Below are 24,108 nucleotides of genomic sequence, written 5' to 3'. Positions count from 1 at the left end.
GCCGTCCGGCAAGGGTGCTCTTCACTTTTGGCGGAAAGGTTATGTCTTCGGCCGGAGTTTGATGTTGGTCATCTTGAGATCGTCCGTGCCTTCGAAGCGGTAGGCCAGGTCAATCTGCTGGCCGTCGCAGGTGATGACGCCGGCTATGTCGGCAGAGTTGACGCCGTTGTCCGAGGCGGCCTTCACGTCGTTGTACGCCGGCTTGCAGGTATCGTTCATCTTCAGGCTCTCGACGCCGGCAAGGAAATCCTCCTTCGACAGCTGCTCCTGGAGGGCGGGGTCAAGGTAGTCGTCGTAGGCCTTGGACGAGTCGCCTGCGATCACCAGCTTGGTGAACCCGTCCGCGAGCCCGCGGGCCTGGTTGGTGGCACCGCCGAAGACATTGAACAGGACGATCATGCCGACCACTGCCAGGAGCACCACACCGCCGGCGATGCCGAGGATGATCCACAGCTTCTTCCGGTCCTTGGCGGGCGGCTGGCCCGGCAGGCCGAAGGGCGACGGATCGGGGTATTGGCCGGGCACGCCATACTGTCCCGGGTACTGGCCGGGCTGAGGGTTTGGTCCTCCCGGCGCATCCTGCCCGCCGTGGGGATTGGAAGGATCCCGGGGAGTCCCGTACCGGAGTGTGCCGGATTGCGCCGCACCCTGGGGCGGCCCGTACGGCTGTGCCGGCGGCTGGCGGGGCGGCGCAGGCGGCTGCTGCGCGCCGGCGTCGGCCGGGCGCGGCTGGTACGGTTCCTGAGGATTGCTCAAGATAGAGCCTTTCCGGCAGCGTGCTGGGGGGACTGCCTCGTTGCTGGGAACCGCAGACCGGCACCCCATTCAATTCAACTTGGACCAGCCTATAACCCTGCCTGCCCCGCTCCGGCATCCGCCAGGACCCGGGACCCGGCCGTGACCCGGGTCCTACGCCTCGGCCGGGCCCCGCTCCAGCAGCGGCTGGATACGGAACGGAATCAGCTCACCCATGGCCAGCGCGGTGTCCGTGCGCTCCACTCCGTCGCAGGCCAGGATCTTTCCGTTGATCCGGAACAGGTCCTCGGCGTCCAGGGCCACCACCCGCAGCAGCAGGTCCGCTGAGCCGGTCAGGCCGTACCCCTCAAGGATCTCCGGGACACTGGCCAGGTCATGGGCGAGCTGGCCGAGTTTTTGCTGCTGCACGTGGACGGAGATGAAGGCCATCAGCGGGTAGCCCAGAGACACGGGATTGATCCGCCGCTCAAAGGACAGGAAGACGTGCTTCTTCTCCAATTGGGCCATCCGCGCCTGGACGGTGTTCCGCGACAGGCCCAGCTTCTGGGCAAGCGCCACCACCGTCCGTCGGGGGTCCCGCGCCATGGCGGAAAGCAGGCGGGTGTCAGTGCCATCCAAAGCTTGCATAATGCGCAACGGTAGCACGGTCTGGCACTCCCCAACAGGGCATTGTGCTCAGTTTTCTTCGCGGTGGTTGTACCCATTGAGCATTGTGAGTAGGGTCACAAATATCCGGGGCAACGGCGCCCGGGAGGCCGGAACGCGGCAGGACCACAAGTCCCTAAGCGCCGGTCAAACGACGTGAGAGGGTTGCGGGGCGATCGTGTCTACAGACGAAACGGGCCATGGCGGAACAAACGCCGAAGGCCCGGGCAACAGTGCAGGAATCCATGGCTCCGGCCGGTACCTGATCCAGCTGGTCACCCCGGCAGGGGAACGCATCAGCCATCCGGAATTCGATCCGTGGGTGCAGGACATCAGCGATGAGCAGCTGTGCTCCCTCTATGAGGACATGGCAGCGGTCCGGCGCATCGACGTCGAGGCAACAGCGCTCCAGCGGCAGGGCGAGCTGGCCCTGTGGCCACCTCTTCTGGGGCAGGAGGCGTCCCAGGTAGGGGCCGGCCGGGCACTGCGCGAGGACGACTTCGTGTTCTCCAGCTACCGGGAGAACGGCGTGGCCTACTGCCGCGGCGTGGACCTGACGGACATCATCCGGGTATGGCGCGGAAATGCCTCGTCAGGCTGGGATCCGTACACCATCAACATGGCCACGCCGCAGATCATCATCGGCGCGCAGACCCTGCACGCCACCGGTTACGCCATGGGGATCCAGAACGACGGCGCCGATTCCGTGGCGGTCACGTTTTTCGGCGACGGTGCCACAAGCGAAGGCGACGTCAACGAAGCCATGGTGTTTGCCGCGAGCTTCCAGGCACCCGTGGTCTTCTTCTGCCAGAACAACCACTGGGCCATCTCGGAACCGGTCAGGCTGCAGTCCCACATCCAGCTGGCAGACAGGGCCACCGGCTTCGGCATCCCCAGCCTCAGGGTGGACGGGAACGACGTCCTCGCCGTCATGGCAGCCACGCGGGTGGCCCTGGACCGGGCACGGCGCGGCGGCGGACCCACCTTCATCGAAGCCGTCACCTACCGCATGGGCCCGCACACCACCGCGGATGACCCCACCCGGTACCGCGACGCCAACGAACTGGAGGACTGGGCTGCGAAGGACCCCATCGCCAGGGTCAAGTCCCTGCTGGAGCGCAAGGGGCTCCTGACTGAAAACCTGCAGCAGCACGTGCAGGACAAGGCCGACGCCGTGGCACGCGAGATGCGTGCCGGCTGCACCAACATGCCGGACCCGGAACCGCTGGACATCTTCAAGCACGTCTACAGCTCACCCAATTCCTGGCTGGACCGGCAGCAGGACCATTACTCCCGATACCTGGCTTCCTTCGGTGATCCCGCCGGAGCCAACTCACCCGAAGGGGCACACTGATGACCCAGATGACCTTTGCCCGCGCCATCAACGCCGGGTTGCGCAAATCCCTCGAGAACGACCCCAAGGTCATCCTCATGGGGGAGGACATCGGAACCCTCGGCGGCGTCTTCCGGGTCACCGACGGCCTGCAGAAAGACTTCGGCACACACCGCGTCGTGGACACGCCACTGGCCGAATCCGCGATCATGGGCACCGCCGTCGGACTGGCCTACCGCGGCTACCGTCCCGTGGTGGAGATCCAGTTCGACGGCTTTATCTACCCGGCCTTCGACCAGATCGTGAGCCAGGTGGCCAAGCTGCACTACCGGACCCAGGGCGCCGTCAAGATGCCCATCACCGTCCGGGTACCCTTCGGCGGCGGCATCGGCTCACCGGAACACCACTCCGAATCACCCGAGGCCTACTTCACCCACACCTCCGGGCTCCGCGTGGTGGCCGTATCCAACCCGCAGGACGCCCACACCGTCATCCAGCAGGCCATCGCCAGCGACGACCCCGTCCTGTACTTCGAACCCAAGCGCCGCTACCACGACAAAGGCGAAGTGGACGAGGCCGTTGACCTGTCCACCGCCCTGCCCATGGACCGGGCCCGCGTCGTGGCCGAGGGCACCGATGTGACACTCGTGGCGTACGGCCCCCTGGTCAAAACGGCCCGTGACGCCGCCACCGCGGCGTCGGATGAGGGAGTGTCCATCGAGGTCATCGACCTGCGCTCGCTGGCGCCCGTTGACTACGCCACAGTGGAAGCCTCCCTGCGGAAAACCGGCCGGCTGGTCATCACCCACGAGGCCGGACAGTCCGGCGGGCTCGGAGCAGAAGTCGCCGCCAGCATCACCGAGCGGTGCTTCTACCACCTCGAAGCCGCTCCCGTCAGGATCACCGGGTTCGATATTCCCTACCCGTACTCCAAGCTCGAAATGCACCATCTGCCCGGCCTGGACAGAATCCTCGACGGCGTCGACCGTGCCCTGGGCCGGCCGAACTCCCTCAGCGGGCTGGAAGGATGAGCGCAACCATGATCAAGGAATTCAGGCTCCCGGACCTCGGCGAAGGACTGACCGAGTCCGAAATCCTCAGCTGGAAAGTCGGGGTGGGGGACACCGTCAGCCTCAATCAGGTCATTGCCGAGGTCGAAACCGCCAAAGCCGTGGTGGAACTGCCGTCACCGTTCGCCGGTGTCATCACTGCGCTGCACGAGCAGCCCGGCACCGTGGTGGAGGTAGGCAAGCCGATCGTCTCCTTCGAAGTACCGGACGACGGCGCCGCGCGGCCGGCAGCGGAAACACCCACCGCCGCTGCCACGGCCGCGGCGGGCGCAGGCAAAAGGGAACCGAACCTTGTGGGGTACGGCGCCGTCGTCGAAAGTTCCGGCCGCCCGGCCCGGCGGGCGCGCAACCTGACGGTGGTTGAGGCGCCGGTGGTTGAGGCGCCGGTGGTTGAAACCCCGGTGGTTGAGCTTGTCGAAACCAGGCCAGTCGAAACAAAATCTGTTGCAACTGCCCGGCCCGCCGAACGCCCCCGCTCCACCCCGCCCGTGCGGAAACTCGCCAAAGACCTGGGCGTCGACCTCGCAGCGGTGGCCGGCACCGGCCCCGGCGGCCTGATCAGCCGCGACGACGTCCGCAACTTCGTGGGAGGCGGTGACCTTCCTGCCGCCGCGCACCACCTTTCGGCGGTGCCTGAGGCCTGGCCGGAGGAGCCTTCCGCGGGCGGCCAGCGTGAGACCCGTACGCCCATCAAGGGGGTCCGCAAGTTCACGGCGGCGGCCATGGTGGCCAGTGCGTTCACCGCTCCGCATGTGACCGAGTTCCTGACGGTGGACGTCACTCCAACCATGGACCTGCTTGCCCGGCTGAAGGCCAACCGCGCTTTTGCCGGCTACAAGCTCACGCCGCTGACCATCGTGGCGAAGGCTGTCCTCATTGCGCTCCGGCGGAACCCGTCCCTGAACTCACGCTGGGACGAAAACAGCCAGGAGATTGTCCAGTACAACTACGTCAACCTGGGCATCGCGGCTGCGACGCCGCGTGGCCTCACGGTACCCAACATCAAGGACGCGGATGCCCTGACGCTGATGGGGCTGTCCGAAGCCCTGACGGGGCTGACCGAGTCGGCACGTTCGGGCAAGACCACGCCGGCCGAGCTGTCCGGCGGCACCATTTCCATCACCAACATCGGGGTGTTCGGCATTGACGCCGGCACGCCGATCCTGAACCCCGGCGAGGCAGCGATCCTGGCAGTGGGGGCGGTCCGGAACATGCCATGGGAGTACCAGGGGGAGGTCGCCCTGCGCCAGGTCATGACCTTGAGCCTGTCCTTTGACCACCGCCTGGTGGATGGCGAACAAGGCTCGCGGTTCCTGGCCGACGTCGGCGCGATCCTGGCCGAACCCGGCATGGTGCTGACGATGGTTTAGCCCAGGAGTTTTTGTCCAGATACGGCGACTTAGGAGCCGTTTATCCCGCTGTATCTGGACAAAAACTCCTAGTGGAGCGGAGCCTGGGAGGCGTCCACGGTGAGGGCAGCCAGCGCCATGCTCTCCAGCAGGGGGCGGGCCGACCTGGCAGCGATTTTGCGGCCATGGCTGCGCACCGAGTGCGGCGTGGAATTGATCAGGCCAAACGTGGCATGGGCCCGCATCCGCAGTTCTGCGGCATCGGTTTCCGGGTGCAGCCGGGCGAGGACATCCACCCAGAGTTCCACATAGTTCCGCTGCAGCGTCCGCACCTCGGACTGGTCCTTCTCGGTGAGGTTGCTGAAGTCGCGGTCCTGCACCCGGATCACGTCAGGCTTGCCCAGGGCAAAATCCACCTGGAACGCCACCAGCCGGCGCAGTGCCGCGAGCGGATCCGTGGTTTCGGCTATTACCCTCAGTCCGCCGTCCAGCAGTTCCCGGCTGACGGTGAGCAACAGGTCGCCCAGTACTGCCTGCTTGCCCGGGAAGTGGCGGTAGACCGCGGGTCCGCTGACGCCGGCCGCGGCACCCAGGTCCTCCAGCGACACCCGGTTGAAGCCGTTCTTGGCGAACAGAGAGGCGGCAGCCACCAGCAACGCCTGGCGCCGTAACTCCTTGGCCTGGCTGCGCTGGGTTCCCGGGGCGGCCTGCGCTGCGGCGCCCCCGTTGGCTGAAGCAGCGCCGTTGGTTGCCGGACCGGCCTGGGCAGACGGCATCGGCTGGGCCTGTTGGGTTGGCCGTACCGGTCGGGTAGTGGGCACATTTCCTCCTCGGACCAGCAAATTCTAGCAACGCCTCGATGTGTTGGACATCACAGTTAATAGAGACTAACCTAATCTCAGTTACAAAGCGCTAACCGAGTTGGCTTTAACCGCCCTCAAAACGCGTTACCAAACAGATACAGGAACGGACCAGTCGATGGAGACCCTCGCCAGCCGGCTTGACGCCGCGAGTGATGCCTTTGCGGCCAACAACCGGGCTCAGCTCGCGCTCGCCGCCGAGCTCCGGTCCAGGCTGGCTGAAGCCGCGCTGGGTGGACCGGAAAAATCCCGCGAACGCCACGTGGCCCGCGGCAAGCTGCTCCCGCGTGAACGCATCGACCAGTTGCTCGACGACGGCAGCCCGTTCCTGGAGATTGCCCCGCTGGCCGCACACGGGATGTACAACAACGAGTCGCCCGGCGCAGGGGTCATTGCCGGCATTGGCCTGGTGCATGGCCGCCAGGTGCTGGTGATTTCCAATGACGCCACCGTTAAGGGCGGCACGTACTACCCGATGACGGTGAAGAAGCACCTCCGGGCCCAGGAGATCGCCCTGGAGAACCGGTTGCCCTGCATTTACCTGGTGGACTCGGGCGGAGCGTTCCTGCCCAAGCAGGACGAGGTGTTCCCGGACAAGGAGCACTTCGGCCGGATTTTCTACAACCAGGCCAGGCTTTCGGCCGCCAAAATCCCGCAGATATCCTCCGTGATGGGCTCCTGCACGGCCGGCGGCGCCTACGTCCCGGCGATGAGTGACGAGACGGTGATCGTCCGTAACCAGGGGACCATCTTCCTGGGCGGTCCGCCGCTGGTGAAGGCCGCCATCGGCGAGATTGTCACGGCGGAGGAGCTGGGCGGTGGCGAGGTCCACTCGAGGATTTCCGGCGTCACGGACCACCTGGCGGAGAACGACGAACATGCCCTGCAGATCATCCGCGACATAGTTGCCACCCTGCCCCGGCCGGCGGCCCCCGTGTGGGATGTGGAAACCGCCGTCGACCCTCTTGCGGATCCTGCCGGGCTTTACGGTGCGGTGCCTACGGACGTGAATGCGCAGTACGACGTCCATGAGGTCATCGCCCGGCTGGTGGACGGCAGCCGGTTCCACGAGTTCAAGAAGGAATACGGCGCCACGCTGGTGACCGGCTTCGCCAGGATTCACGGACACCCGGTGGGGATCGTGGCCAACAACGGGGTGCTCTTCAGCGAGTCCTCGCTCAAGGGCGCGCACTTCATCGAGCTCTGCGACCAGCGCGGCATACCCTTGGTCTTCCTGCAGAACATTTCCGGTTTTATGGTGGGCAAGGACTCGGAGCAGGGCGGCATTGCCAAGAACGGTGCCAAGATGGTCACCGCGGTTGCCACCGCCCGGGTGCCCAAGCTGACCGTGGTCATCGGCGGCTCATTCGGTGCCGGGAACTATTCCATGTGCGGCCGGGCCTACTCGCCGCGCTTCCTGTGGATGTGGCCGGCCAGCCGGATTTCCGTCATGGGCGGAAACCAGGCGTCCAGCGTGCTGGCCACGGTGAAGCGGGACCAGTACGAGGCCGCCGGCGAGGACTGGTCCGCCGAGGACGAGGAAGCGTTCAAGGCCCCCATCAGGCAGCAGTACGAGGACCAGGGCAGTCCGTACTACTCCACCGCCCGCCTCTGGGATGACGGCGTGATCGACCCCGCGGACACCCGCACCGTCCTGGGACTGGCGCTCGACGTCGTCTCCCGCACCCCGCTGCCGGAGACCTCCTTCGGCCTTTTCCGGATGTGAGCCAGCAATGACTGTTCCTTCGCCGACCACCGCACCAACACGCGGAAAGACCCTGTTCGGTACTGTCCTCGTGGCCAACCGCGGGGAGATTGCCTGCCGCGTGATCCGCACCCTGCGTGCACTGGGCATCCGTTCGGTTGCCGTCTACAGCGATGCCGACGCCGGTGCCCGGCACGTGCGGGAGGCTGACGCTGCCGTGCGGATCGGCCCGGCCGCCGCAGCGCAGAGCTACCTGAACATCGAGGCCATCATCCAGGCCTGCCACGACACCGGCGCCGAGGCCGTCCACCCCGGCTACGGCTTCCTGAGCGAAAACGTGGACTTTGCCCGCGCCCTGGAAGCGGCCGGCATCACGTTCATCGGGCCGGGGGTGGAGTCCCTGAACGTCATGGGCGACAAGATCCGGTCCAAGAACCACGTTGCCGGCTACGGTGTCCCGGTGGTGCCGGGCATTGCCGAGCCGGGCATGACGGACGCCCAGCTGATCGGGGCCGCGGACGCCGTCGGATTCCCGTTGCTCATCAAACCGTCCGCGGGCGGCGGCGGGAAGGGCATGCACATCGTCGAACGCGCCGGGGAGCTGCCCGCCACTTTGGAAACCGCACGGCGTGTTGCCGCGAGTGCCTTCGGCGACGACACGCTGTTCCTGGAGCGGCTGGTCCGCACGCCCCGGCACATCGAGGTCCAGGTCCTGGCCGACAACCACGGCAACGTGATCCACCTGGGCGAGCGCGAGTGCTCGCTGCAGCGCCGCCACCAGAAAGTCATCGAAGAAGCGCCCTCGCCGCTGCTGGATGCATTGAACGACGGCGGCGCCACCCGGGCTCGGATCGGCGAGGCCGCCTGCCAGGCGGCACGGAGCGTCCACTACAGCGGCGCCGGAACCGTGGAATTCCTGGTCTCCGACGAGGCTCCGGACGAGTTCTTCTTTATGGAGATGAACACCCGGCTCCAGGTGGAGCACCCGGTCACCGAAATGGTCACCGGCGTCGACCTGGTCGAATGGCAGGTCCGCATTGCTGCCGGCGAGGAACTGACCATCCGGCAGGCCGACGTCGAACTCAACGGGCACGCCGTCGAAGCCCGCGTCTACGCCGAAATCCCGGAGCGAAACTTCCTGCCGTCCACCGGGACCGTGCTCCTCCTGGACGAATTGCCGGATCACTCAGCCGGCAGGGTCCGGGTGGACTCAGCCCTGCTGGAGGGGCTGGAGATCTCGTCCAGCTACGACCCCATGATCTCCAAGGTCATCGCGTGGGGCCCGGACCGCACGGCAGCCCTGGACACCCTGGACGCGGCCCTCACCGGCTACACCGCGCTTGGCATCGACACAAACATTGAGTACCTGCGGCTGCTGATCAATGACCCAGATGTCCGCGCCGGGCATCTGGACACCGGCCTGATCGAGCGCAAAATGCCGGACTTCGCGTTCCGGCGGGTCGGCGACGCCGAACTCGTGGCCGCCGCCCTGTACGCCGTCGCGAGCGGGGAACAGGACAGTGCGGTGGCCACCTCCGGTCCGTGGCGGGCCGGCAACGGCTGGCGGATCGGGGCGCCGGCGCCCCGGCGGATCAGCCTGGGAACGCCCGACGGCGGCATCGCAACAGTGTGTGTCAAAGGCAGCCTGGCGGCGGGCACCGCCCTCGTGGCCGTGGACGGCGGGCCGGAACGTCCGGCATCGCTGGAGCTCACCTCCCGCCGCCAGGCGCTGCTGACCCTCGACGGCGAAGCCACCGGGTACTCACTGGCCCCGGCGGTGCGGGGTCCCGGCAGCACGGGCCCGGAGCACGCGGCCCCCGGCGGCCCCACGGAACTGTTCCTTGGCAACGGCGGCTGGTCCTGCCGGCTGGAGGTGCTGACACGGGAGTCCAGGCTCGAACGGGTGCTCGCCGCCATCCACCGCGAAGAAGGCACCGCAGAGCCCGAGGTCCGCTCGCCCATGCCCGGCACGGTGGTCTCCGTGGCAGTCAGCAACGGCGACACTGTGGCGGCCGGCCAGGTTCTCCTCTCCGTGGAAGCCATGAAGATGGAGCACCAACTGCTGGCCGAGGTGGCCGGCACCGTCCACATCAGCGTCACGGCCGGTCAGTCCGTCAGGGCCGACCAGGTCCTGGCCACCATCCATGCCGAAGACCACACCGAAAGCCCGGCACAGCCGGGCAGCACCATCCAAGACCCACCCACCACAGGCGAGGGAGCCTAGCAATGCCGGATTTTGAACTCAGCGAGGAATACCAGGACCTCAGCGACACCGTGAGGGACTTCGCGGACCACGTGGTGGCCCCCGTGTCCGCCAAACACGACGAGGAGCACAGCTTCCCGTACGAAATCGTGAAGCAGATGGCCGACATGGGCCTCTTCGGGCTGCCGTTCCCCGAGGAATTCGGCGGGATGGGCGGGGACTACTTTGCCCTGGCGCTCGCACTGGAGCAGCTGGGCCGGGTGGACCAGTCCGTGGCCATCACTCTGGAAGCCGGCGTCTCCCTGGGCGCCATGCCCGTCTACCGGTTCGGCACCGACGCCCAGAAGGAGGAATGGCTGCCGATGCTGGCCTCGGGCCAGGCGCTCGCCGGCTTCGGCCTCACCGAGCCTGAAGCCGGCTCCGACGCAGGCGGCACTAAAACCCACGCGCGGCGTGAGGGAGGCGAGTGGGTCATCAACGGCAACAAGGAGTTCATCACCAACTCCGGCACGGATATCACCCGTCTGGTGACGGTGACTGCCGTCACCGGTCAAAAGGAACGCAAGGACGGGAGCATCAGGAAGGAGATCTCCACCATCCTGGTGCCCACCAACACGCCCGGGTTCACGGCGGAACGGGCCTACAACAAGGTGGGCTGGAACGCCTCGGACACGCATCCGCTGACGCTGAAAGACGTCCGCGTGCCCGAATCGAATCTGTTGGGCGAGGAGGGGCGGGGCTACGCCAACTTCCTCTCCATCCTGGACGAAGGCCGCATCGCCATCGCCGCCCTGGCCACGGGCGCTGCGCAGGGCTGCGTGGACCTGTCGGTGAAATACGCCAAGGAGCGCAGCGCTTTTGGCCATTACATCGGCAAGCACCAGGCCATCGCGTTCAAGATCGCCCGCATGCAGGCGCGCGCGCATACCGCCCGCCTGGCGTACTACGACGCCGCCGCGAGGATGCTCGCCGGCAAGCCATTCAAGACGCAGGCGGCCATCGCTAAGATGGTCGCAGGCGAGGCGGCCATGGACAACGCGCGGGATGCCACCCAGGTATTCGGCGGCTATGGCTTCATCAACGAATTCACCGTGGCACGCCATTACCGCGACTCCAAGATCCTTGAAGTGGGGGAGGGCACCACGGAGGTCCAGCTGATGCTGATCGCCCGCGAACTCGGACTGTAATAGCCGGCCGGAGAGGATCACTGATGATTAACAAGGTTGTTGCCAGCGCCGAGGAAGCCGTAGCGGACATCCCCGACGGCGCGTCCCTCGCGGTGGGAGGGTTCGGCCTGTGCGGAATCCCTGTTGCCCTGATCGACGCCCTGCACCGTCGCGGCACCAGGGAACTGGAGACCGTGAGCAACAACTGCGGCGTGGATGACTGGGGACTGGGCGTCCTGCTCCGCGACGGCCGGATCAGGCGGACCATCAGCTCCTACGTTGGCGAAAACAAGGAGTTCGCGCGCCAGTACCTCTCGGGTGAACTCGAAGTGGTCCTCACCCCGCAGGGAACCCTCGCCGAGAAACTCCGGGCGGGCGGCGCCGGGATCCCGGCCTTCTACACCAAGGCTGGAGTGGGCACTCAGGTATCCGACGGCGGCCTGCCGCAGAAGTACGACGCCGACGGCGGCATCGCGATCGCATCTGCTGCCAAGGAAGTGCGCCCTTTCAACGGGGTCGACTACGTCCTGGAGGAATCGCTGACACCCGACTACGGCTTGGTCCACGCCTGGAAGGGCGACCGCCACGGCAACCTCGTCTTCCACGCAACGGCCATGAACTTCAACCCGCTTTGCGCCATGGCGGGCAGGATCACCATCGCGGAGGTGGAGGAACTCGTGGAACCGGGGGAGTTGGACCCCGAACACGTCCACACCCCGGGCATCTTCGTCCAGCGGGTGGTGGTTGTCCCCGCCGGTGAAAAACGGATCGAGAAGCGGACAGTTGCCCTGAAACACGCCACCGGAAACGAAAGCGCCACAGAACAGGCAGGAGCGTAGCCATGGAGTCCAGCAGCCCGCAGGGGGCGCCTCCCCGCCCCGAAGCCGTCCGCCCTGAATACCGGCGTGCCGCCGTCGGGCATCCGGAAGGCGCCGACCAGGAAGCCAAGGGGTGGACCCGCAACGAACTGGCCGCCCGGGTTGCCCGCGAGCTCAGCAACGGGCAGTACGTCAACCTGGGGATCGGCATGCCCACGCTGATCCCCAACTACATCCCGGCCGGCGTGGAAGTGGTGCTGCATTCGGAGAACGGGATCCTGGGGGTGGGCCCCTACCCCAGCGATGATGCCGTCGACCCCGACCTCATCAACGCAGGCAAGGAAACCGTCACCGTCAACAAGGGTGCCGCGTTCTTCGATTCGGCGTCGTCATTCGGCATGATCCGCGGCGGCCACGTCGACGTCGCCGTGCTCGGCGCCATGGAAGTGGCCCAGAACGGCGACCTCGCCAACTGGATGATCCCGGGCAAGATGGTGAAGGGCATGGGCGGGGCCATGGACCTGGTCTTCGGCGCCAAAAAGGTCATTGTGATGATGGAACACGTGGACCGCAATGGCCGGCCCAAGATCGTGGAGCAGTGCTCGCTGCCGCTGACCGGCAAAGCCTGCGTGGACCGGATCATCACCGACCTCGCCGTGATAGACGTCGTCACCGAAGGCGGGTCGTCCCGGCTGGTGCTCCGCGAACTGGCCCCCAACGTGTCCGTGGAGGAGGTGGCCGCGGCCACCGGGGCCGAACTGTTCGAAGAGGACCAGGAACTCACCGTATGACGGACAATCCCCGGGTTGTTGAACAGCGCGGCCTGTACTTCGACGAACTGGAAGAGGGCGTACTCTACGCCCACCGGCCGGGCCGCACCGTCACGGAAACCGACAACGTCCTGTTCACCACCCTCACCATGAACACCCAGGCGCTGCACCTCGACGCAGCGTGGAGCGCCGGGCAGCCGTTCGGCCAGCGGCTGGTCAACTCCATGTTTACGCTGTCCACCGTGGTGGGGCAGTCCGTGTCGCAGCTGACCCAGGGCACCATCATCGCCCAGCTGGGCCTGACCGATGTGTCCTTTCCGCATCCGCTGTACCACGGGGACACGCTGTACACCGAGACGGTGATCACCGGGAAACGGCTCTCGGGCTCCCGGCCCGGCCAGGGGATCGTGACCATGCAGCACACCGGCCGGAACCAGGACGGCACCGTGGTGGCGCTGGCTACGCGGAGCTGCCTGATGTGGACACGGGAGGCACATTCCGGGCAGCAAACCGGCGGCCAAAAGGGGACAATGGCTGTATGACCTTTGTGATGGGGCCAGCCCTCCTCTTTTGCCCTGCCGACCGGCCCGAGCGCTTCCAGAAAGCCGCCGAACGCGCCGACGCCGTGATTGTCGACCTTGAGGACGCGGTGGCGCCTGCAGACAAACAAAGGGCCCGCGGCGCGATCCTCGCCCAGCTGGGCGCCGCCGGCGAGGGACCCGAACTTGACCCGAGCCGGACCATCATCCGGATCAACCCGGCCGGCACCGAAGAGTTCGAAAAGGACCTGCACTGCCTGGCGCACACGCCGTACCGCACCGTGATGCTGGCCAAGGCGGAGAGTGCCCGGCAGCTCAAAGCGCTGGAGGACTTCCACGTGGTGGCCCTCTGCGAAACCGCGGCCGGCGTCCTGAACGCCCCCGCGATCGCCGCCGAACCGAATGTTGTCGCGCTGATGTGGGGAGCCGAGGACCTGCTCGCTTCCCTGGGCGGCACGTCCAGCAGGAAGGACGACGGCGGCTACCGCGCCGTTGCCCTGCACGCCCGGTCCGCGGTCCTCCTTGCCGCCGGCGCCTTCGGTAAGGCCGCCGTGGACGCCGTGTACGTCAACATCCCGGACCTGGAAGGGCTTGCCGTGGAGGCAGCTGATGCCGTGGCGTCCGGATTCGGCTCCAAAGCCTGCATCCACCCCACCCAGGCGGCCGTGGTCCGGGGCGCCTACGCACCGTCAGAGGCCGACGTTTCCGCCGCGACTGAACTGCTGCAGGCCGCCGCCTCAGCCGGGTCAGGCGTGTTCCAGTACAACGGCAAGATGATCGACGGGCCCATCCTCAAGCACGCGGAAGCCACTATCCGCCGCGCGGGGATCCACAGCTAGCCTACCGGCCCCGCTGACGGCCTACGCTGCCGGCCGGCGGCCGGGCGTCCGGCGGATCGACAGCGGCGGAATGGCCTCATAAAGGGGCGTCCGGACCCAGCGTTCCCCGGTTTCGCGGAACTCCGCCCTTGTGGAAAACCGGTACAGGTAGCTGCGGGCGCGCACCCACCGAGGGCGGCCGCCGTCGAACGGGTCATGGCGGAGCAGCCGCAGCACCTGGGGGTCCGCCTCCAGCAGTTTGGCGAGGAAGGCGTAGAACCATTCCTCATGCACTGACCGGAGCGGCAGGAACCACATCAGCCAGTCCAGTCGGAGGTGGTACGGGGCCCACTGGCGCGGCAGTCGGCGCACATCCCCGGGCTTGCCCTTGAAGCCGTACTCCTGCCAGCCGGACTCCGGATCCTCGTCCGCGGTGCCCTCCACAACAATCTCGATCCGCTGCTTGGTCACCGTACCGAACGCCCCATAGGTGTTGACGAGCTGCCAGCGGTTGAAGCTCGCATTCATCAGCTGCCGCTTCGAGAACAGGTTGCGCACCGGCCAATAGCTCAGCACCACCAGCAGGAGCGTTGCGGCGAGGGTGATGGCCAGCCACCACGGCGGAGTCTCTCCGCCGCCTGCGGTTCCGGTGTGCCAGTCCAGCGGCAGGAAGGGCAGGACAGTCTGGGCCGCGGGGTCGCTGACGGCGGCGAAGGCCAGCACGATGGCAATCCAGTTCAGCCATGCGAAGTTGCCGCTGGCCACGAGCCACAGCTGGGTGAAGATGATGATGCCGGCAGCGACGCTTGCCAGGGGCTGCGGTGCGAAGAGGAAAAACGGCACCACGAGCTGGGCGAAGTGGTTGCCCAGGACCTCCAGCCGGTGGAACGGCCTGGGCAGCAAATGTGCCTGCCGGCTCAGGGGTCCGGGCATCGGCTGGGTCTCGTGGTGGTAGTAGAGCGCGGTCAGGTCGCGCCATTCCTGCCCGCCCCGGATCTTGATCATCCCCGCGCCGAACTCCAGCCGGAACACCAGCCAGGCCACCAGGATCATCATGGTCCGTGGCGGATCGGTCTGGTCCGATCCGAGGAAGGCCACGGTGAAGCCGGCCTCCAGGAGCAGCATCTCCCAGCCGAAGCCATAAAACGTCTGGCCCACGTTGACGATCGACATGTACAGCAGCCACAGGGCCAGGAAGGCGATCAGCGGCAGCCACGGCGGGCCGAGCTGGGGGAGACCGGCCACCAGGAGGGCCGCGATGGCCATCCCGGAGAGGCACACCACCCGGAGAAAGCGGTCCGAGTAGCGCCAGCGAAAAAGGGTGGGACGCCTGCGGGCGCTGAATCCCTCGAGGTAGTCCGGAACCGGCAGCAGCCCTCGTTCGCCCAGCAGCGCGGGGAACTGGTTGAAGGAGGAGAGGAACGCAACAAGGAAGAGCGCTGCGACGCCGCGCTGCAGCACCTGCCGGGCGAATTCGTACTCCGGCGCATCGAACCAGGAAACCCAGTCCACGCTGTCCACGTTACGCCCGCCGCGGATCTTTGGGTTACCCCAACCCTATCCGGCCGGGGTGCCTGGGATTAGAAGCTGGTCACGAGGTCACCCAATACGGCTTCCAAGCGGTTCGGGTCAGTGGCGTCGTAGAAGTGTGCCCCGCTTGCCTTGGCGATGGCCCGCAAGGACTCCGTGTCGGCGTCGGCACCGTAGGCGAGCGTGAACACGAGCACCGGGGTGCTGTGGTGCTGGTGACTCAGCTGCTCCGTCAGCGACTTGAGGTCACCGGGGTGGGAGCTGTCGTTCTTGCCATCGCTGAGGAGCACGATGGTGTTGATCTCGGATTCGTTGTATTCGCTTGCCTGTTCGGCGGCGAACTTGCCCACGGCTTCGAACAGCGGTGTGGCGGCCACCGGCTGCAGGGCGTTGAGTTTCGCCAAAAGGTCGCTCTTGTTCGTTTTTAAGGGGGACACGGGGCTGACCAGGCCAGGAACCAGCGGGCCATCACCCACATGGGAGAACGCTGCGAGGCCCAGCTTGTCGTCGTCGGTGAAGTGGTCCAGGGCGCGTGTAACCGCGTTCTTGGCGCCCTGCAAGCGGGTTACGCCCGGGGCAATCTCCTGCCCCATGGAGCCGGAGACGTCCAGCAGGAACAGCGCCCGGGCCCTCTTGCGGACGTCCGGAAAACTTTTCTGGACGTTGACCAGTACGTCCGCGCTGGGAAGCGGAACCGGCTGGAGGGACTGCGCGTAGCGGCCGGTGGTGGCGACCGCAGGGTCCACCTTGTCCTGGATGGTGCGGTACCCGGTGGTCTTGACCACTTCCTGTCCCTGCTCCGTCCGGGCGTAGGCGAGGAAGTCCTCGGCGGCGAGGCTCTGCTGGCTGCTGACCCAGTCACCGGTGAGTGCTAGAGCGGGATTGTCGGCAACGAGGACGCCATCGCTGGGGTAGATGGCCAGCAGCGGCTCCCGTGGCGCCGGGCCCGCCTGCTTAGTGACACCGTCGTTGCTCGAAATTCCGCGGTTATAGTCCCATACTGACTTTTCGTCGATGATGACCGCCGAGAGGAATTCTGAAACGTCGCCGGCGTCGTCCGCCTGCCGGGCGTGCCAGAGGAAGTGTTCCGGCGTGGCCATGTAGTGGCTTGTGCTCAGCTCGCCATCCTTGACCTTGGTAATGACGGAGGGCTGGGTCAGCTGATGGGTCTGTATGTCCTTAAGGTTTCCTCCGGCCACACCGTAGGACGCCACCAGGCCCATGAGCCCCGACGTGGAAACTGTGGGGCTGGCTTTGCCGAACTTGAATTTGCCCCAGTCCGCATGGCCAAGGCGCTCCCAGACGCCTGGATCCTTCGACACCGCAAGGACTTCAGCCCAACTCGGCGCTTTGGTGTCCCAACCGATCACCCGGGCCATCGAGGCAGGCATGGCCACAACGATTCCGCTCCTGGCCAGGCTGGCGCCATCCTGCCGGACGGCGCTCCCGGCGTGGTCCTCGGCCACGCGCAGCCAGGCCGTGGAATCCGGCAGCCACACGGCAGGACGCTCGGCGGCAGGAACGGAGGCAAACCCGCCAGCCATACCGATTGCCGCCACGCCGGATTTCTCCTGGCTCACGTTCACAGAGACGCACCTGCCGTCCACGCTGCGCGGCTTGGCAACGTACGCTGACGCCAACGACCGCACCATATCTGCGTTTTCGAGCGATGCCAGGACATTGAGTGGAATGCAGGGGTCCGCACCTGCGCTGACAGCAGGACGGTCCACCGGAAGGACGGCTTCTGCCTGCGACTCGGGCGCGGGGGACTGTGGCGACCCGATACCGCCCGGATTGAGGAGGGCCGGCAGGACCAGGGCCGCGGCGATAAGGCCCACAGCTGCGGCTGTCGCCACAACTGAGGTCCGGATCCAACGAGGGTAGCTTGGCCTGGTGGGAGCGCGGCGACGGCCCATATTCGTATCCTTGACGTCCAGGGGTATGCCCCAGTTGCAGCATACCGACAGAAACTGGTTCGTTGGCGGCGGGGCCGCCCATGCGCCTAGCCCCCGGCCCGAATGCCCTTGGCATCCGGATACGCACCTTCAAGGCTATACCTTCATCGTGATTGCCGGCCTGAGCGGCTCCTGACCGGCCGGTCCGATGCAGTGCGGGATACTTAAGCAATGCAGCCACGCACAATCGTCATCCTCGGATCCACCGGTTCCATCGGCACCCAGGCGATTGACGTCGTCGACGGCGCCCCGCACCTTTTTGAGGTCGTGGCGCTCAGTGCCGGCGGAGGGAACCTGGAACTGCTGGCCCGCCAGGCCGTCCATACGGGCGCCGCCGCCGTCGGCATCGCGTCGGGGGATCCGACTCATCTTCAAGACCTGATGACCGCTGCCGCCCGCACCGCCGGACGGCAGGGCTACCGCCCGGAGATCATCGCCGGCCCCGATGCGTCCACCCGGATTGCCGAGATCCCGGCCGACGTGGTGCTCAACGGGATCACGGGCTCCATTGGGCTCGCCCCGACCCTGGCCGCCCTGAAATCAGGTGCCACGCTGGCGCTGGCCAACAAGGAGTCCCTCATTGTTGGTGGGGAGCTGGTCAAGGCCGCGGCCCGCGACGGCCAGATTGTGCCGGTGGACTCCGAACATTCCGCCATTGCGCAGTGCCTGCGCGCAGGCTCCGCCGACGAAGTGGACAAGCTGATCCTGACGGCTTCCGGTGGGCCTTTCCGCGGCCGGACCAGGAAGCAGCTGCACAGCGTTTCGCCACAGGAAGCCTTGGCGCACCCCACCTGGGACATGGGGCTGATGGTCACCACCAACTCGGCAACCCTGGTCAACAAAGGCCTCGAGGTCATCGAAGCCCACCTGCTGTTCGATATCCCGCTGGACCGGATCGACGTGGTGGTGCATCCGCAGTCCGTGGTGCACTCCATGGTCCAGTTCGTCGACGGATCCATCATCGCCCAGGCATCGCCGCCGGACATGCGCCTGCCCATTGCGCTGGGACTGGGCTGGCCGGACAGGGTGCCCAAGGCTGCGTCCCCATGCGACTGGACCCAGGCCACCAGCTGGACGTTCGAACCGCTGGATTCGCAGGCCTTCCCCGCTGTGGACCTCGCCAAGGACGCCGCAAAGCAGGGAAGCACCTTCCCGGCGGTGTTCAACGCCGCCAACGAGGAGGCCGTCACCGCCTTCCACCAGGGGTCCATCCGGTTCACCGACATCGTGGACACCGTCGCCGCCGTTCTCAGCGAACACCCAGGATCCTCCGGGCTGACGGTGGAGTCCGTGCTGGAAGCTGAAAGCTGGGCACGGGCGAGGGCCCACGAACGTTTAGCAGTCAGCAGTCTCTAGGAAGCAGTAAATCCACCCATGAGTCCCGTACTCCTCTTTATCCTCGGCGTCGTCTTCGTGGCGATCGGCATCGCCGCGTCCATTGCGCTGCACGAAGTGGGCCACCTGGTGCCCGCGAAGCTGTTCAAGGTGCGCGTCACCAAGTACATGATCGGTTTCGGCCCCACCCTGTGGTCCAAGCGCAAGGGCGAAACCGAATACGGGGTTAAGGCCATTCCCCTGGGCGGCTACGTCTCCATGATCGGCATGTACCCGCCGAACAAGGAGGACGGAACAGTCAGGCCATCGAGCACCGGGATGTTCCAGACGCTGGCCACTGAAGCGCGGTCAATGGCCCACGAAGAGGTGGGCCCGGAAGATGCGAACCGCGTGTTCTACCGGCTTCCGGTGTGGAAAAAAGTCATTGTGATGCTCGGCGGCCCGGCCATGAACCTGCTGATCGGCCTGGCCCTCACCGCCGTCCTCCTGATGGGCTTCGGCATTGCCACGCCCACCACCACCATCGCCGATGTCTCCAAATGCCAGGTCGCGGCCGGCGAGACCGTGGACCCTGACTCCGCCGACTGCCAACTGACGCCCGCTGCCGCAGCAGGGCTGCTGCCGGGCGACCAGGTCACCTCCTTTGGCGGGAAATCTGTCACCAGCTGGGACCAACTGACGGAGTGGATCCGTGCTTCCGCAGGGAAGGAAGTCAGCATCACCGTGGAACGCGACGGCGCCCCCGTCACCACCACCGTGACGCCCGTGCTGTCTGCCCGCCCCATTGTTGGCGTCGACGGACGCCAGGCAAAGGACGACGCCGGCAACCTCCTGTACCAGGACGTCGGCTTCCTCGGCATTGGTGCGCAGAGCGAACTGGTGCCGCAGCCGGCGTCGACCGTCCTGCCCATGGCGGGGGAGAACATCCGGCAGGTGGCCGGCGTGGTGCTTAACCTCCCGGCGCGTGTTGTTGGGGTGGCGAAGGCGGCCTTCAGCGAGGAGCCGCGCGATCCGAACGGACCCATCAGCGTCGTGGGCGTGGGGCGTGTGGCAGGAGAGATATCGGCCATGGAAGACGTGCCTCTGCAGTCCAGGCTGGGGGCCCTGGTGGGGCTGCTCGCCGGGCTGAACTTTGCCCTGGCGGTGTTCAACCTTGTTCCGCTGCTGCCGCTCGACGGCGGCCATGTAGCCGGCGCGCTGTATGAAGGTGCCCGTCGCCGGGTGGCAAAGCTATTCGGCAAGCCCGATCCCGGGGCCTTCGATATCGCCAAGCTGTTGCCGGCGACGTACGTGGTGGCCGCCCTGCTCATGGGGATGAGCGCCCTGCTCATCTACGCCGACATCGTCAAGCCCATCAACCTGTTCGGCTGAGTTCGATTCCTGCCTGCCCGTCGTGGGGCACTTTGCCGCGGTTCGGCGTCGAAATGGATGCTACGGCCCGACGTTTCGTGTCGAAGTGCCCCACGACCGCGGCCACGCCCCACGCAGCGGTGCGCTGACCAGACTAATCAACCGTTTCTAGCTTATTTACAAGTATCAGCTTATTTCGACTTATTTTTAATAATCAGTTGAAATCGATTGATATTCTCCCATCAGCGCTTTACGGTTGATTCATGTACGTCCTGACGATAGACCAGCGCGGCAGCAGCACCGACGTCGACCGGGTTCCGGACCTGATCTCCGAACTGGCGGGCCTCACCCCGGCGGCCTTTGAACGCTCCGTGGGCGATGAACTTCAGGGACTGGTGGCCCACCCGGCCGAGGTGGTGGACATCGCCCTGCACGCCCTGCGCGGTGGCCACTGGTACGTGGGCATCGGTATCGGCGCGGTGGTGCTGGCGCCAGGCGCCAGCCCGCGGGAAGGTGCCGGAACCGGGTTCGTGGCGGCCCGCAAGGCCGTTGAGATGGCCAAGACCGCGGCCGGCCAGGTCCCTTTGTCAGTGGTGTCCGGCAGTATTGGCCGGACAGCGGAAGTACCGCAGCATGCCCGGGAAGGAGCCGTGGCCTGCACCAACGCCGAAGCGGTCCTCCGCCTCATCGGCCGCCTGGTCCAGGAGCGGACCGACGCCCAATGGAGGGTGGTGGACCGGCTCCGCCCCCTTCAGGAACGCGGGGGCAGGCATGGCAGCCAGAAACTCGTAGCCAAGGAGTTGGGAATTACGGAACAGTCGGTGAGCCGTGCCGTGCTTAGGTCCGGATGGCAGGAAGAATGGGCGGCCAGGCCTGCTGCGGCAATGCTCCTGGAGCACGCACATTCCCAGATTAAAGGAGACCGGTGAACGCACTTTGGATAACGGCGGCCCTGCTGGTGGCCGGATTCGCCGGCTGGCCCGTGACCGCACTGGTCTTCCGGCTGGCCAGGACCATCGACGACCGGGCAGACGCGGCCAACAAAGCCGGCCCCGCTGCCGAGGACCCGTCAGCGGACGTCACCGTGGACATCCTCCCTGCGGAACCGCGGGCCGGCACGGGACAATCCGTGGACGGCGAGCTGACCACCGGCGGCGGCAGGCCGCCGTCGGACGCAACACCAGCCGCGCAGCCGGTTCCTGCCCAGCGGATCCTGCGCGGCGGAGCGATCATCGGCGTGCTGGAGCGCCTCGCGGTGTGCGTGGCCATCCTGACCGGGCAGCCGGTGGCCATTGCCTACGTTGTGGCCATCAAAGGCCTGGGGCGGTTCGCTGAGCTGAAGGAAACGCCGGTGGCTGCCGAACGGTTCATTATCGGGACGCTCACCTCAATGCTGTGGGCTGCCGGCGTTGCGGCCACCGTAAAAGTCCTGTTCCTGTCCTAGCCCCCGGACCACGCCACCGTCTTTGCCGGCCCTGACCGGATCGGCGCAGGCCCGTCGCTGGGGATAGGGTGTCCTTATGACTGTTTTTGCTGTTGAGTACGTTTACGCTGCCGATTCCACTGCCGCCCGCGATGAGAGCCGTCCCGCGCACCGCGCCTGGCTGTCCACCCTTGCCGACGACGGCCGGCTCCTGACCAGCGGACCCTATGGTGACGGCGCCGGCGCGCTGCTGATCTTCAAGGTCCAGGACGAGACGGAGCTGAACGAACTGCTCAAGCAGGATCCCTTCGCGCTGGCAGGCACCATCGCAGGCATCCGGACCACCGAATGGACTCCCGTGATCGGCATTCTTGCCGCCCACGCGTCCTGATCACTGACCTACCCCTTCTCCGTTACACCTACCCAAGGAGTCCACGTGACCTCGGTCAGCCTGGGAATGCCGTCAGCACCACCGCCCGTCCTGGCCCCCCGCCGGAAAACGCGCCAGATCAAGGTCGGTTCCGTGGGGGTCGGCTCGGACAGCCCCATCAGCGTGCAGTCCATGACCACCACACCCACCACGGACATCAACGCCACGCTGCAGCAGATCGCCGAACTCACGGCCTCCGGCTGCGACATCGTCCGGGTGGCGTGCCCGTCCGCGGATGATGCCGAGGCGTTGCCCATCATCGCCCGCAAGTCCCAGATCCCGGTCATCGCGGACATCCACTTCCAGCCCAAGTACGTCTTCGCGGCCATCGAAGCAGGCTGCGCCGCGGTCCGGGTCAACCCCGGAAACATCCGTAAGTTCGATGACCAGATCAAGGAAATCGCGAAAGCTGCCAAGGACCACGGCACGTCCATCCGGATCGGCGTCAACGCCGGCTCGCTGGAACCGGGCATCATGAAGAAGTACGGCAAAGCCACCCCCGAGGCCCTCGTGGAATCGGCTGTCTGGGAAGCTTCCCTGTTCGAAGAGCACGGCTTCCACGATTTCAAAATCTCGGTCAAGCACAATGACCCCGTGATCATGGTTGCCGCCTACGAGATGCTGGCCGAAAAGGGCGACTGGCCCCTCCACCTGGGCGTCACCGAGGCCGGACCGGCCTTCCAGGGAACCATCAAGTCGGCCACGGCCTTCGGTGCCCTGCTGTCCCGGGGCATCGGCGACACCATCCGGGTTTCCCTGTCCGCGCCGCCGGTGGAGGAAATCAAGGTCGGAAACCAGATCCTGCAGTCCCTCAACCTGCGCCCGCGCAAGCTGGAGATTGTGTCCTGCCCGTCCTGCGGACGCGCCCAGGTGGACGTCTACACCCTGGCCGAGCAGGTCACGGCAGGGTTGGAGGGCATGGAAATCCCGCTGCGCGTTGCCGTCATGGGCTGTGTCGTCAACGGCCCCGGTGAAGCCCGCGAGGCGGACCTCGGGGTGGCATCGGGCAACGGCAAGGGCCAGATCTTTGTGAAGGGTGAAGTCATCAAGACTGTCCCCGAGGACCAGATTGTTGAGACACTGATCGAAGAGGCCATGCGTATCGCTGAAGAGATGGGGGAGGCCGATGGCGAAGATGCTGTCAAGGGTAGCCCCGTGGTTAGCGTCTCATAAGGACGGCACGGCGCCGGCGGGCATTTCCGTCCGGACCCTTGCCGGCGCGGACACGTCGGCACTGCGGCGCCTGGCCCAGCAGGATCCGGTAGCCAATGTCTTCATCCTTGCACACCTGCGCTCGGCCGGCACCGCCGCGCCCACCACAGGTGGCGCATCGGTCCTGGGCGTGTTCGACGACGGCATGCTGGTGGGTGCCTGCTGGACAGGAGCCAACCTGGTTCCGGTCCAGCTGGACCCCGCCTTCGCCGGGCTGATCGCCGCAGCAGCCAACCGGACAGGGCGCCGCTATGCCTCGGCCTTCGGCCCCGCCGAACCGGTGCTTGCCCTGCACGCCGAGCTCGAGGCGCGGGGCCACACCGCCCATGAGGTGCGCTCCGAGCAGCCGCTCCTCACCCTGTCCGGACCGCCCACCGTGGAACCGAACACGGACCTTACGCTGGGCAGGCTCGCCGACTTTGACCGGATCCTGCCGGCCTGCGCCGCCATGTTCGAGGAGGAAGTGGGCTATTCGCCGTTCCTCGGAGGCCGTGAGTTCTACAGCCGGCGTGTGGAGGGCCTGATCCGGCAAGGGCACTCGCTGGTCCATCTCAGCCCCGCCGGGGACGTCATCTTCAAAGCCGAACTCGGGGCCGTGACGGCAGAAGTCACCCAGGTGCAGGGCGTCTGGATGAACCCGCTGTACCGCGGCCAGGGCCTCAGCGCCGGCTACATGGCGGCCGTCGTCGACCAGGCGCGGAAAATCGCCCCGGTCACCAGCCTGTACGTGAACGGCTTCAACACCAAGGCCAGGTCCACCTACGAGCGCGTCGGTTTCACCCAGCGGGGCACGTTCGCTACTGTTCTTTTTTAGCTGGCGATTGCCTGCGGAATGCTCAAT

Annotated in this window: 22 protein-coding genes; 17 read left to right on the top strand and 5 right to left on the bottom strand. The window is 66.3% G+C overall.

The genetic code is table 11. From position 1 onward, the window contains the following. Positions 1-39 precede the first annotated feature (39 nt). Together EYS21_RS07145 and EYS21_RS07140 are read right to left on the bottom strand one after the other, a co-directional pair. Complete coding sequence (locus EYS21_RS07145; RefSeq protein WP_165478275.1) at positions 40-756, bottom strand: hypothetical protein; 717 nt, start codon at positions 754-756, stop codon at positions 40-42. Between the two features lie 153 nt (positions 757-909). Next, the gene (locus EYS21_RS07140) at positions 910-1,383 is read right to left on the bottom strand and encodes an Lrp/AsnC family transcriptional regulator (protein ID WP_131132514.1); all 474 of its coding nucleotides are present in this window, start codon (positions 1,381-1,383) and stop codon (positions 910-912) included. A gap of 196 nt (positions 1,384-1,579) precedes the next feature. On the opposite strand from EYS21_RS07140, the gene pdhA reads away from it, so the two are divergent. Genes pdhA through EYS21_RS07125 form a run of 3 tightly spaced genes read left to right on the top strand, consistent with a single transcriptional unit; the run spans position 1,580 to position 5,174 of the window. Beyond that, positions 1,580-2,755 (top strand): pyruvate dehydrogenase (acetyl-transferring) E1 component subunit alpha, encoded by a 1,176-nt coding sequence (pdhA, locus tag EYS21_RS07135; protein WP_131132513.1) that lies wholly within the window; start codon positions 1,580-1,582, stop codon positions 2,753-2,755. Then, a complete protein-coding gene (locus tag EYS21_RS07130) occupies positions 2,755-3,765 on the top strand; it encodes an alpha-ketoacid dehydrogenase subunit beta (protein ID WP_131132512.1) in 1,011 nt (336 codons plus the stop codon). The genes pdhA and EYS21_RS07130 overlap by 1 nt, the downstream gene beginning before the upstream one ends. 8 nt (positions 3,766-3,773) lie before the next feature. Further along, positions 3,774-5,174, top strand: a complete 1,401-nt coding sequence (locus EYS21_RS07125; RefSeq protein WP_131132862.1) for a dihydrolipoamide acetyltransferase family protein — start codon at positions 3,774-3,776, stop codon at positions 5,172-5,174. Positions 5,175-5,242: 68 nt separating this feature from the next. Here the strand turns inward: EYS21_RS07125 and EYS21_RS07120 are convergent, their stop codons facing one another. After that, a complete protein-coding gene (locus EYS21_RS07120) occupies positions 5,243-5,974 on the bottom strand; it encodes a TetR/AcrR family transcriptional regulator (protein ID WP_242633326.1) in 732 nt (243 codons plus the stop codon). A 157-nt stretch (positions 5,975-6,131) separates the two neighbouring features. On the opposite strand from EYS21_RS07120, the gene EYS21_RS07115 reads away from it, so the two are divergent. The 7 genes from EYS21_RS07115 to EYS21_RS07085 are packed head-to-tail and all read left to right on the top strand — an operon-like array spanning position 6,132 to position 14,053. Then, complete coding sequence (locus EYS21_RS07115) at positions 6,132-7,739, top strand: carboxyl transferase domain-containing protein (protein WP_131132510.1); 1,608 nt, start codon at positions 6,132-6,134, stop codon at positions 7,737-7,739. Between the two features lie 7 nt (positions 7,740-7,746). Continuing rightward, positions 7,747-9,942: a biotin carboxylase N-terminal domain-containing protein gene (locus EYS21_RS07110; RefSeq protein WP_131132509.1), complete on the top strand. Its 2,196-nt coding sequence runs from the start codon at positions 7,747-7,749 to the stop codon at positions 9,940-9,942. A 2-nt stretch (positions 9,943-9,944) separates the two neighbouring features. Continuing rightward, positions 9,945-11,108 carry an acyl-CoA dehydrogenase family protein gene (locus EYS21_RS07105; RefSeq protein ID WP_131132508.1) on the top strand — a complete coding sequence of 388 codons (1,164 nt, stop codon included), beginning with the start codon at positions 9,945-9,947 and terminating at the stop codon, positions 11,106-11,108. A gap of 23 nt (positions 11,109-11,131) precedes the next feature. Beyond that, entirely contained in the window at positions 11,132-11,926 is a 795-nt protein-coding gene (locus EYS21_RS07100) for a CoA transferase subunit A (protein ID WP_131132507.1), read from the top strand. A 2-nt stretch (positions 11,927-11,928) separates the two neighbouring features. Beyond that, positions 11,929-12,696 (top strand): CoA transferase subunit B, encoded by a 768-nt coding sequence (locus EYS21_RS07095; protein ID WP_131132506.1) that lies wholly within the window; start codon positions 11,929-11,931, stop codon positions 12,694-12,696. Then, positions 12,693-13,217, top strand: coding sequence for a MaoC family dehydratase (locus EYS21_RS07090; protein WP_131132505.1), 525 nt, complete (start codon positions 12,693-12,695; stop codon positions 13,215-13,217). Before EYS21_RS07095 ends, EYS21_RS07090 begins: the two co-directional genes overlap by 4 nt. Next, on the top strand, positions 13,214-14,053 hold the full coding sequence (locus EYS21_RS07085) for a CoA ester lyase (RefSeq protein WP_131132504.1): 840 nt from the start codon (positions 13,214-13,216) through the stop codon (positions 14,051-14,053). The genes EYS21_RS07090 and EYS21_RS07085 overlap by 4 nt, the downstream gene beginning before the upstream one ends. A gap of 21 nt (positions 14,054-14,074) precedes the next feature. Here the strand turns inward: EYS21_RS07085 and EYS21_RS07080 are convergent, their stop codons facing one another. Both EYS21_RS07080 and EYS21_RS07075 read right to left on the bottom strand, forming a co-directional pair. Then, positions 14,075-15,544 (bottom strand): lipase maturation factor family protein, encoded by a 1,470-nt coding sequence (locus EYS21_RS07080; RefSeq protein ID WP_131132503.1) that lies wholly within the window; start codon positions 15,542-15,544, stop codon positions 14,075-14,077. Between the two features lie 68 nt (positions 15,545-15,612). Then, complete coding sequence (locus EYS21_RS07075) at positions 15,613-17,418, bottom strand: substrate-binding domain-containing protein (protein WP_165478274.1); 1,806 nt, start codon at positions 17,416-17,418, stop codon at positions 15,613-15,615. Between the two features lie 270 nt (positions 17,419-17,688). Here EYS21_RS07075 and dxr point away from each other — a divergent pair, with 270 nt between their 5' ends. The 7 genes from dxr (at position 17,689) to EYS21_RS07040 (ending at position 24,081) form a co-directional block, all read left to right on the top strand. Further along, on the top strand, positions 17,689-18,873 hold the full coding sequence (gene dxr / locus EYS21_RS07070) for a 1-deoxy-D-xylulose-5-phosphate reductoisomerase (protein WP_131132501.1): 1,185 nt from the start codon (positions 17,689-17,691) through the stop codon (positions 18,871-18,873). A gap of 18 nt (positions 18,874-18,891) precedes the next feature. Then, positions 18,892-20,223 carry a site-2 protease family protein gene (locus tag EYS21_RS07065; protein ID WP_131132500.1) on the top strand — a complete coding sequence of 444 codons (1,332 nt, stop codon included), beginning with the start codon at positions 18,892-18,894 and terminating at the stop codon, positions 20,221-20,223. Between the two features lie 242 nt (positions 20,224-20,465). Continuing rightward, entirely contained in the window at positions 20,466-21,131 is a 666-nt protein-coding gene (locus EYS21_RS07060; protein WP_131132499.1) for a MarR family transcriptional regulator, read from the top strand. Further along, positions 21,128-21,646: a hypothetical protein gene (locus EYS21_RS07055; RefSeq protein WP_131132498.1), complete on the top strand. Its 519-nt coding sequence runs from the start codon at positions 21,128-21,130 to the stop codon at positions 21,644-21,646. The genes EYS21_RS07060 and EYS21_RS07055 overlap by 4 nt, the downstream gene beginning before the upstream one ends. Before the next feature lie 76 nt (positions 21,647-21,722). Beyond that, positions 21,723-22,016, top strand: a complete 294-nt coding sequence (locus EYS21_RS07050) for a YciI family protein (RefSeq protein ID WP_131132497.1) — start codon at positions 21,723-21,725, stop codon at positions 22,014-22,016. A 45-nt stretch (positions 22,017-22,061) separates the two neighbouring features. Further along, positions 22,062-23,228, top strand: coding sequence for a flavodoxin-dependent (E)-4-hydroxy-3-methylbut-2-enyl-diphosphate synthase (gene ispG / locus EYS21_RS07045; RefSeq protein ID WP_131132496.1), 1,167 nt, complete (start codon positions 22,062-22,064; stop codon positions 23,226-23,228). After that, positions 23,191-24,081 carry a DUF4081 domain-containing GNAT family N-acetyltransferase gene (locus EYS21_RS07040; RefSeq protein ID WP_131132861.1) on the top strand — a complete coding sequence of 297 codons (891 nt, stop codon included), beginning with the start codon at positions 23,191-23,193 and terminating at the stop codon, positions 24,079-24,081. The genes ispG and EYS21_RS07040 overlap by 38 nt, the downstream gene beginning before the upstream one ends. The last annotated feature ends 27 nt before the right edge of the window (positions 24,082-24,108 follow it).

Origin of the sequence: Arthrobacter sp. S39, from assembly GCF_004320525.1 — a bacterium.
Classification (GTDB): Bacteria; Actinomycetota; Actinomycetes; order Actinomycetales; family Micrococcaceae; genus Arthrobacter.
Note: the sequence above shows the minus strand (reverse complement) of the source record. Positions and strands in the feature narration are given on the sequence as shown.

Coding starts and splice junctions, on each gene's coding strand:
- EYS21_RS07140 (WP_131132514.1), bottom strand. CDS start 1,383: ATGCAAGCTTTGGATGGCACTGACACCCGCCTGCTTTCCGCCATGGCG.
- EYS21_RS07130 (WP_131132512.1), top strand. CDS start 2,755: ATGACCCAGATGACCTTTGCCCGCGCCATCAACGCCGGGTTGCGCAAA.
- EYS21_RS07125 (WP_131132862.1), top strand. CDS start 3,774: ATGATCAAGGAATTCAGGCTCCCGGACCTCGGCGAAGGACTGACCGAG.
- EYS21_RS07115 (WP_131132510.1), top strand. CDS start 6,132: ATGGAGACCCTCGCCAGCCGGCTTGACGCCGCGAGTGATGCCTTTGCG.
- EYS21_RS07110 (WP_131132509.1), top strand. CDS start 7,747: ATGACTGTTCCTTCGCCGACCACCGCACCAACACGCGGAAAGACCCTG.
- EYS21_RS07105 (WP_131132508.1), top strand. CDS start 9,945: ATGCCGGATTTTGAACTCAGCGAGGAATACCAGGACCTCAGCGACACC.
- EYS21_RS07100 (WP_131132507.1), top strand. CDS start 11,132: ATGATTAACAAGGTTGTTGCCAGCGCCGAGGAAGCCGTAGCGGACATC.
- EYS21_RS07095 (WP_131132506.1), top strand. CDS start 11,929: ATGGAGTCCAGCAGCCCGCAGGGGGCGCCTCCCCGCCCCGAAGCCGTC.
- EYS21_RS07090 (WP_131132505.1), top strand. CDS start 12,693: ATGACGGACAATCCCCGGGTTGTTGAACAGCGCGGCCTGTACTTCGAC.
- EYS21_RS07085 (WP_131132504.1), top strand. CDS start 13,214: ATGACCTTTGTGATGGGGCCAGCCCTCCTCTTTTGCCCTGCCGACCGG.
- dxr (WP_131132501.1), top strand. CDS start 17,689: ATGCAGCCACGCACAATCGTCATCCTCGGATCCACCGGTTCCATCGGC.
- EYS21_RS07065 (WP_131132500.1), top strand. CDS start 18,892: ATGAGTCCCGTACTCCTCTTTATCCTCGGCGTCGTCTTCGTGGCGATC.
- EYS21_RS07060 (WP_131132499.1), top strand. CDS start 20,466: ATGTACGTCCTGACGATAGACCAGCGCGGCAGCAGCACCGACGTCGAC.
- EYS21_RS07050 (WP_131132497.1), top strand. CDS start 21,723: ATGACTGTTTTTGCTGTTGAGTACGTTTACGCTGCCGATTCCACTGCC.
- EYS21_RS07040 (WP_131132861.1), top strand. CDS start 23,191: ATGCTGTCAAGGGTAGCCCCGTGGTTAGCGTCTCATAAGGACGGCACG.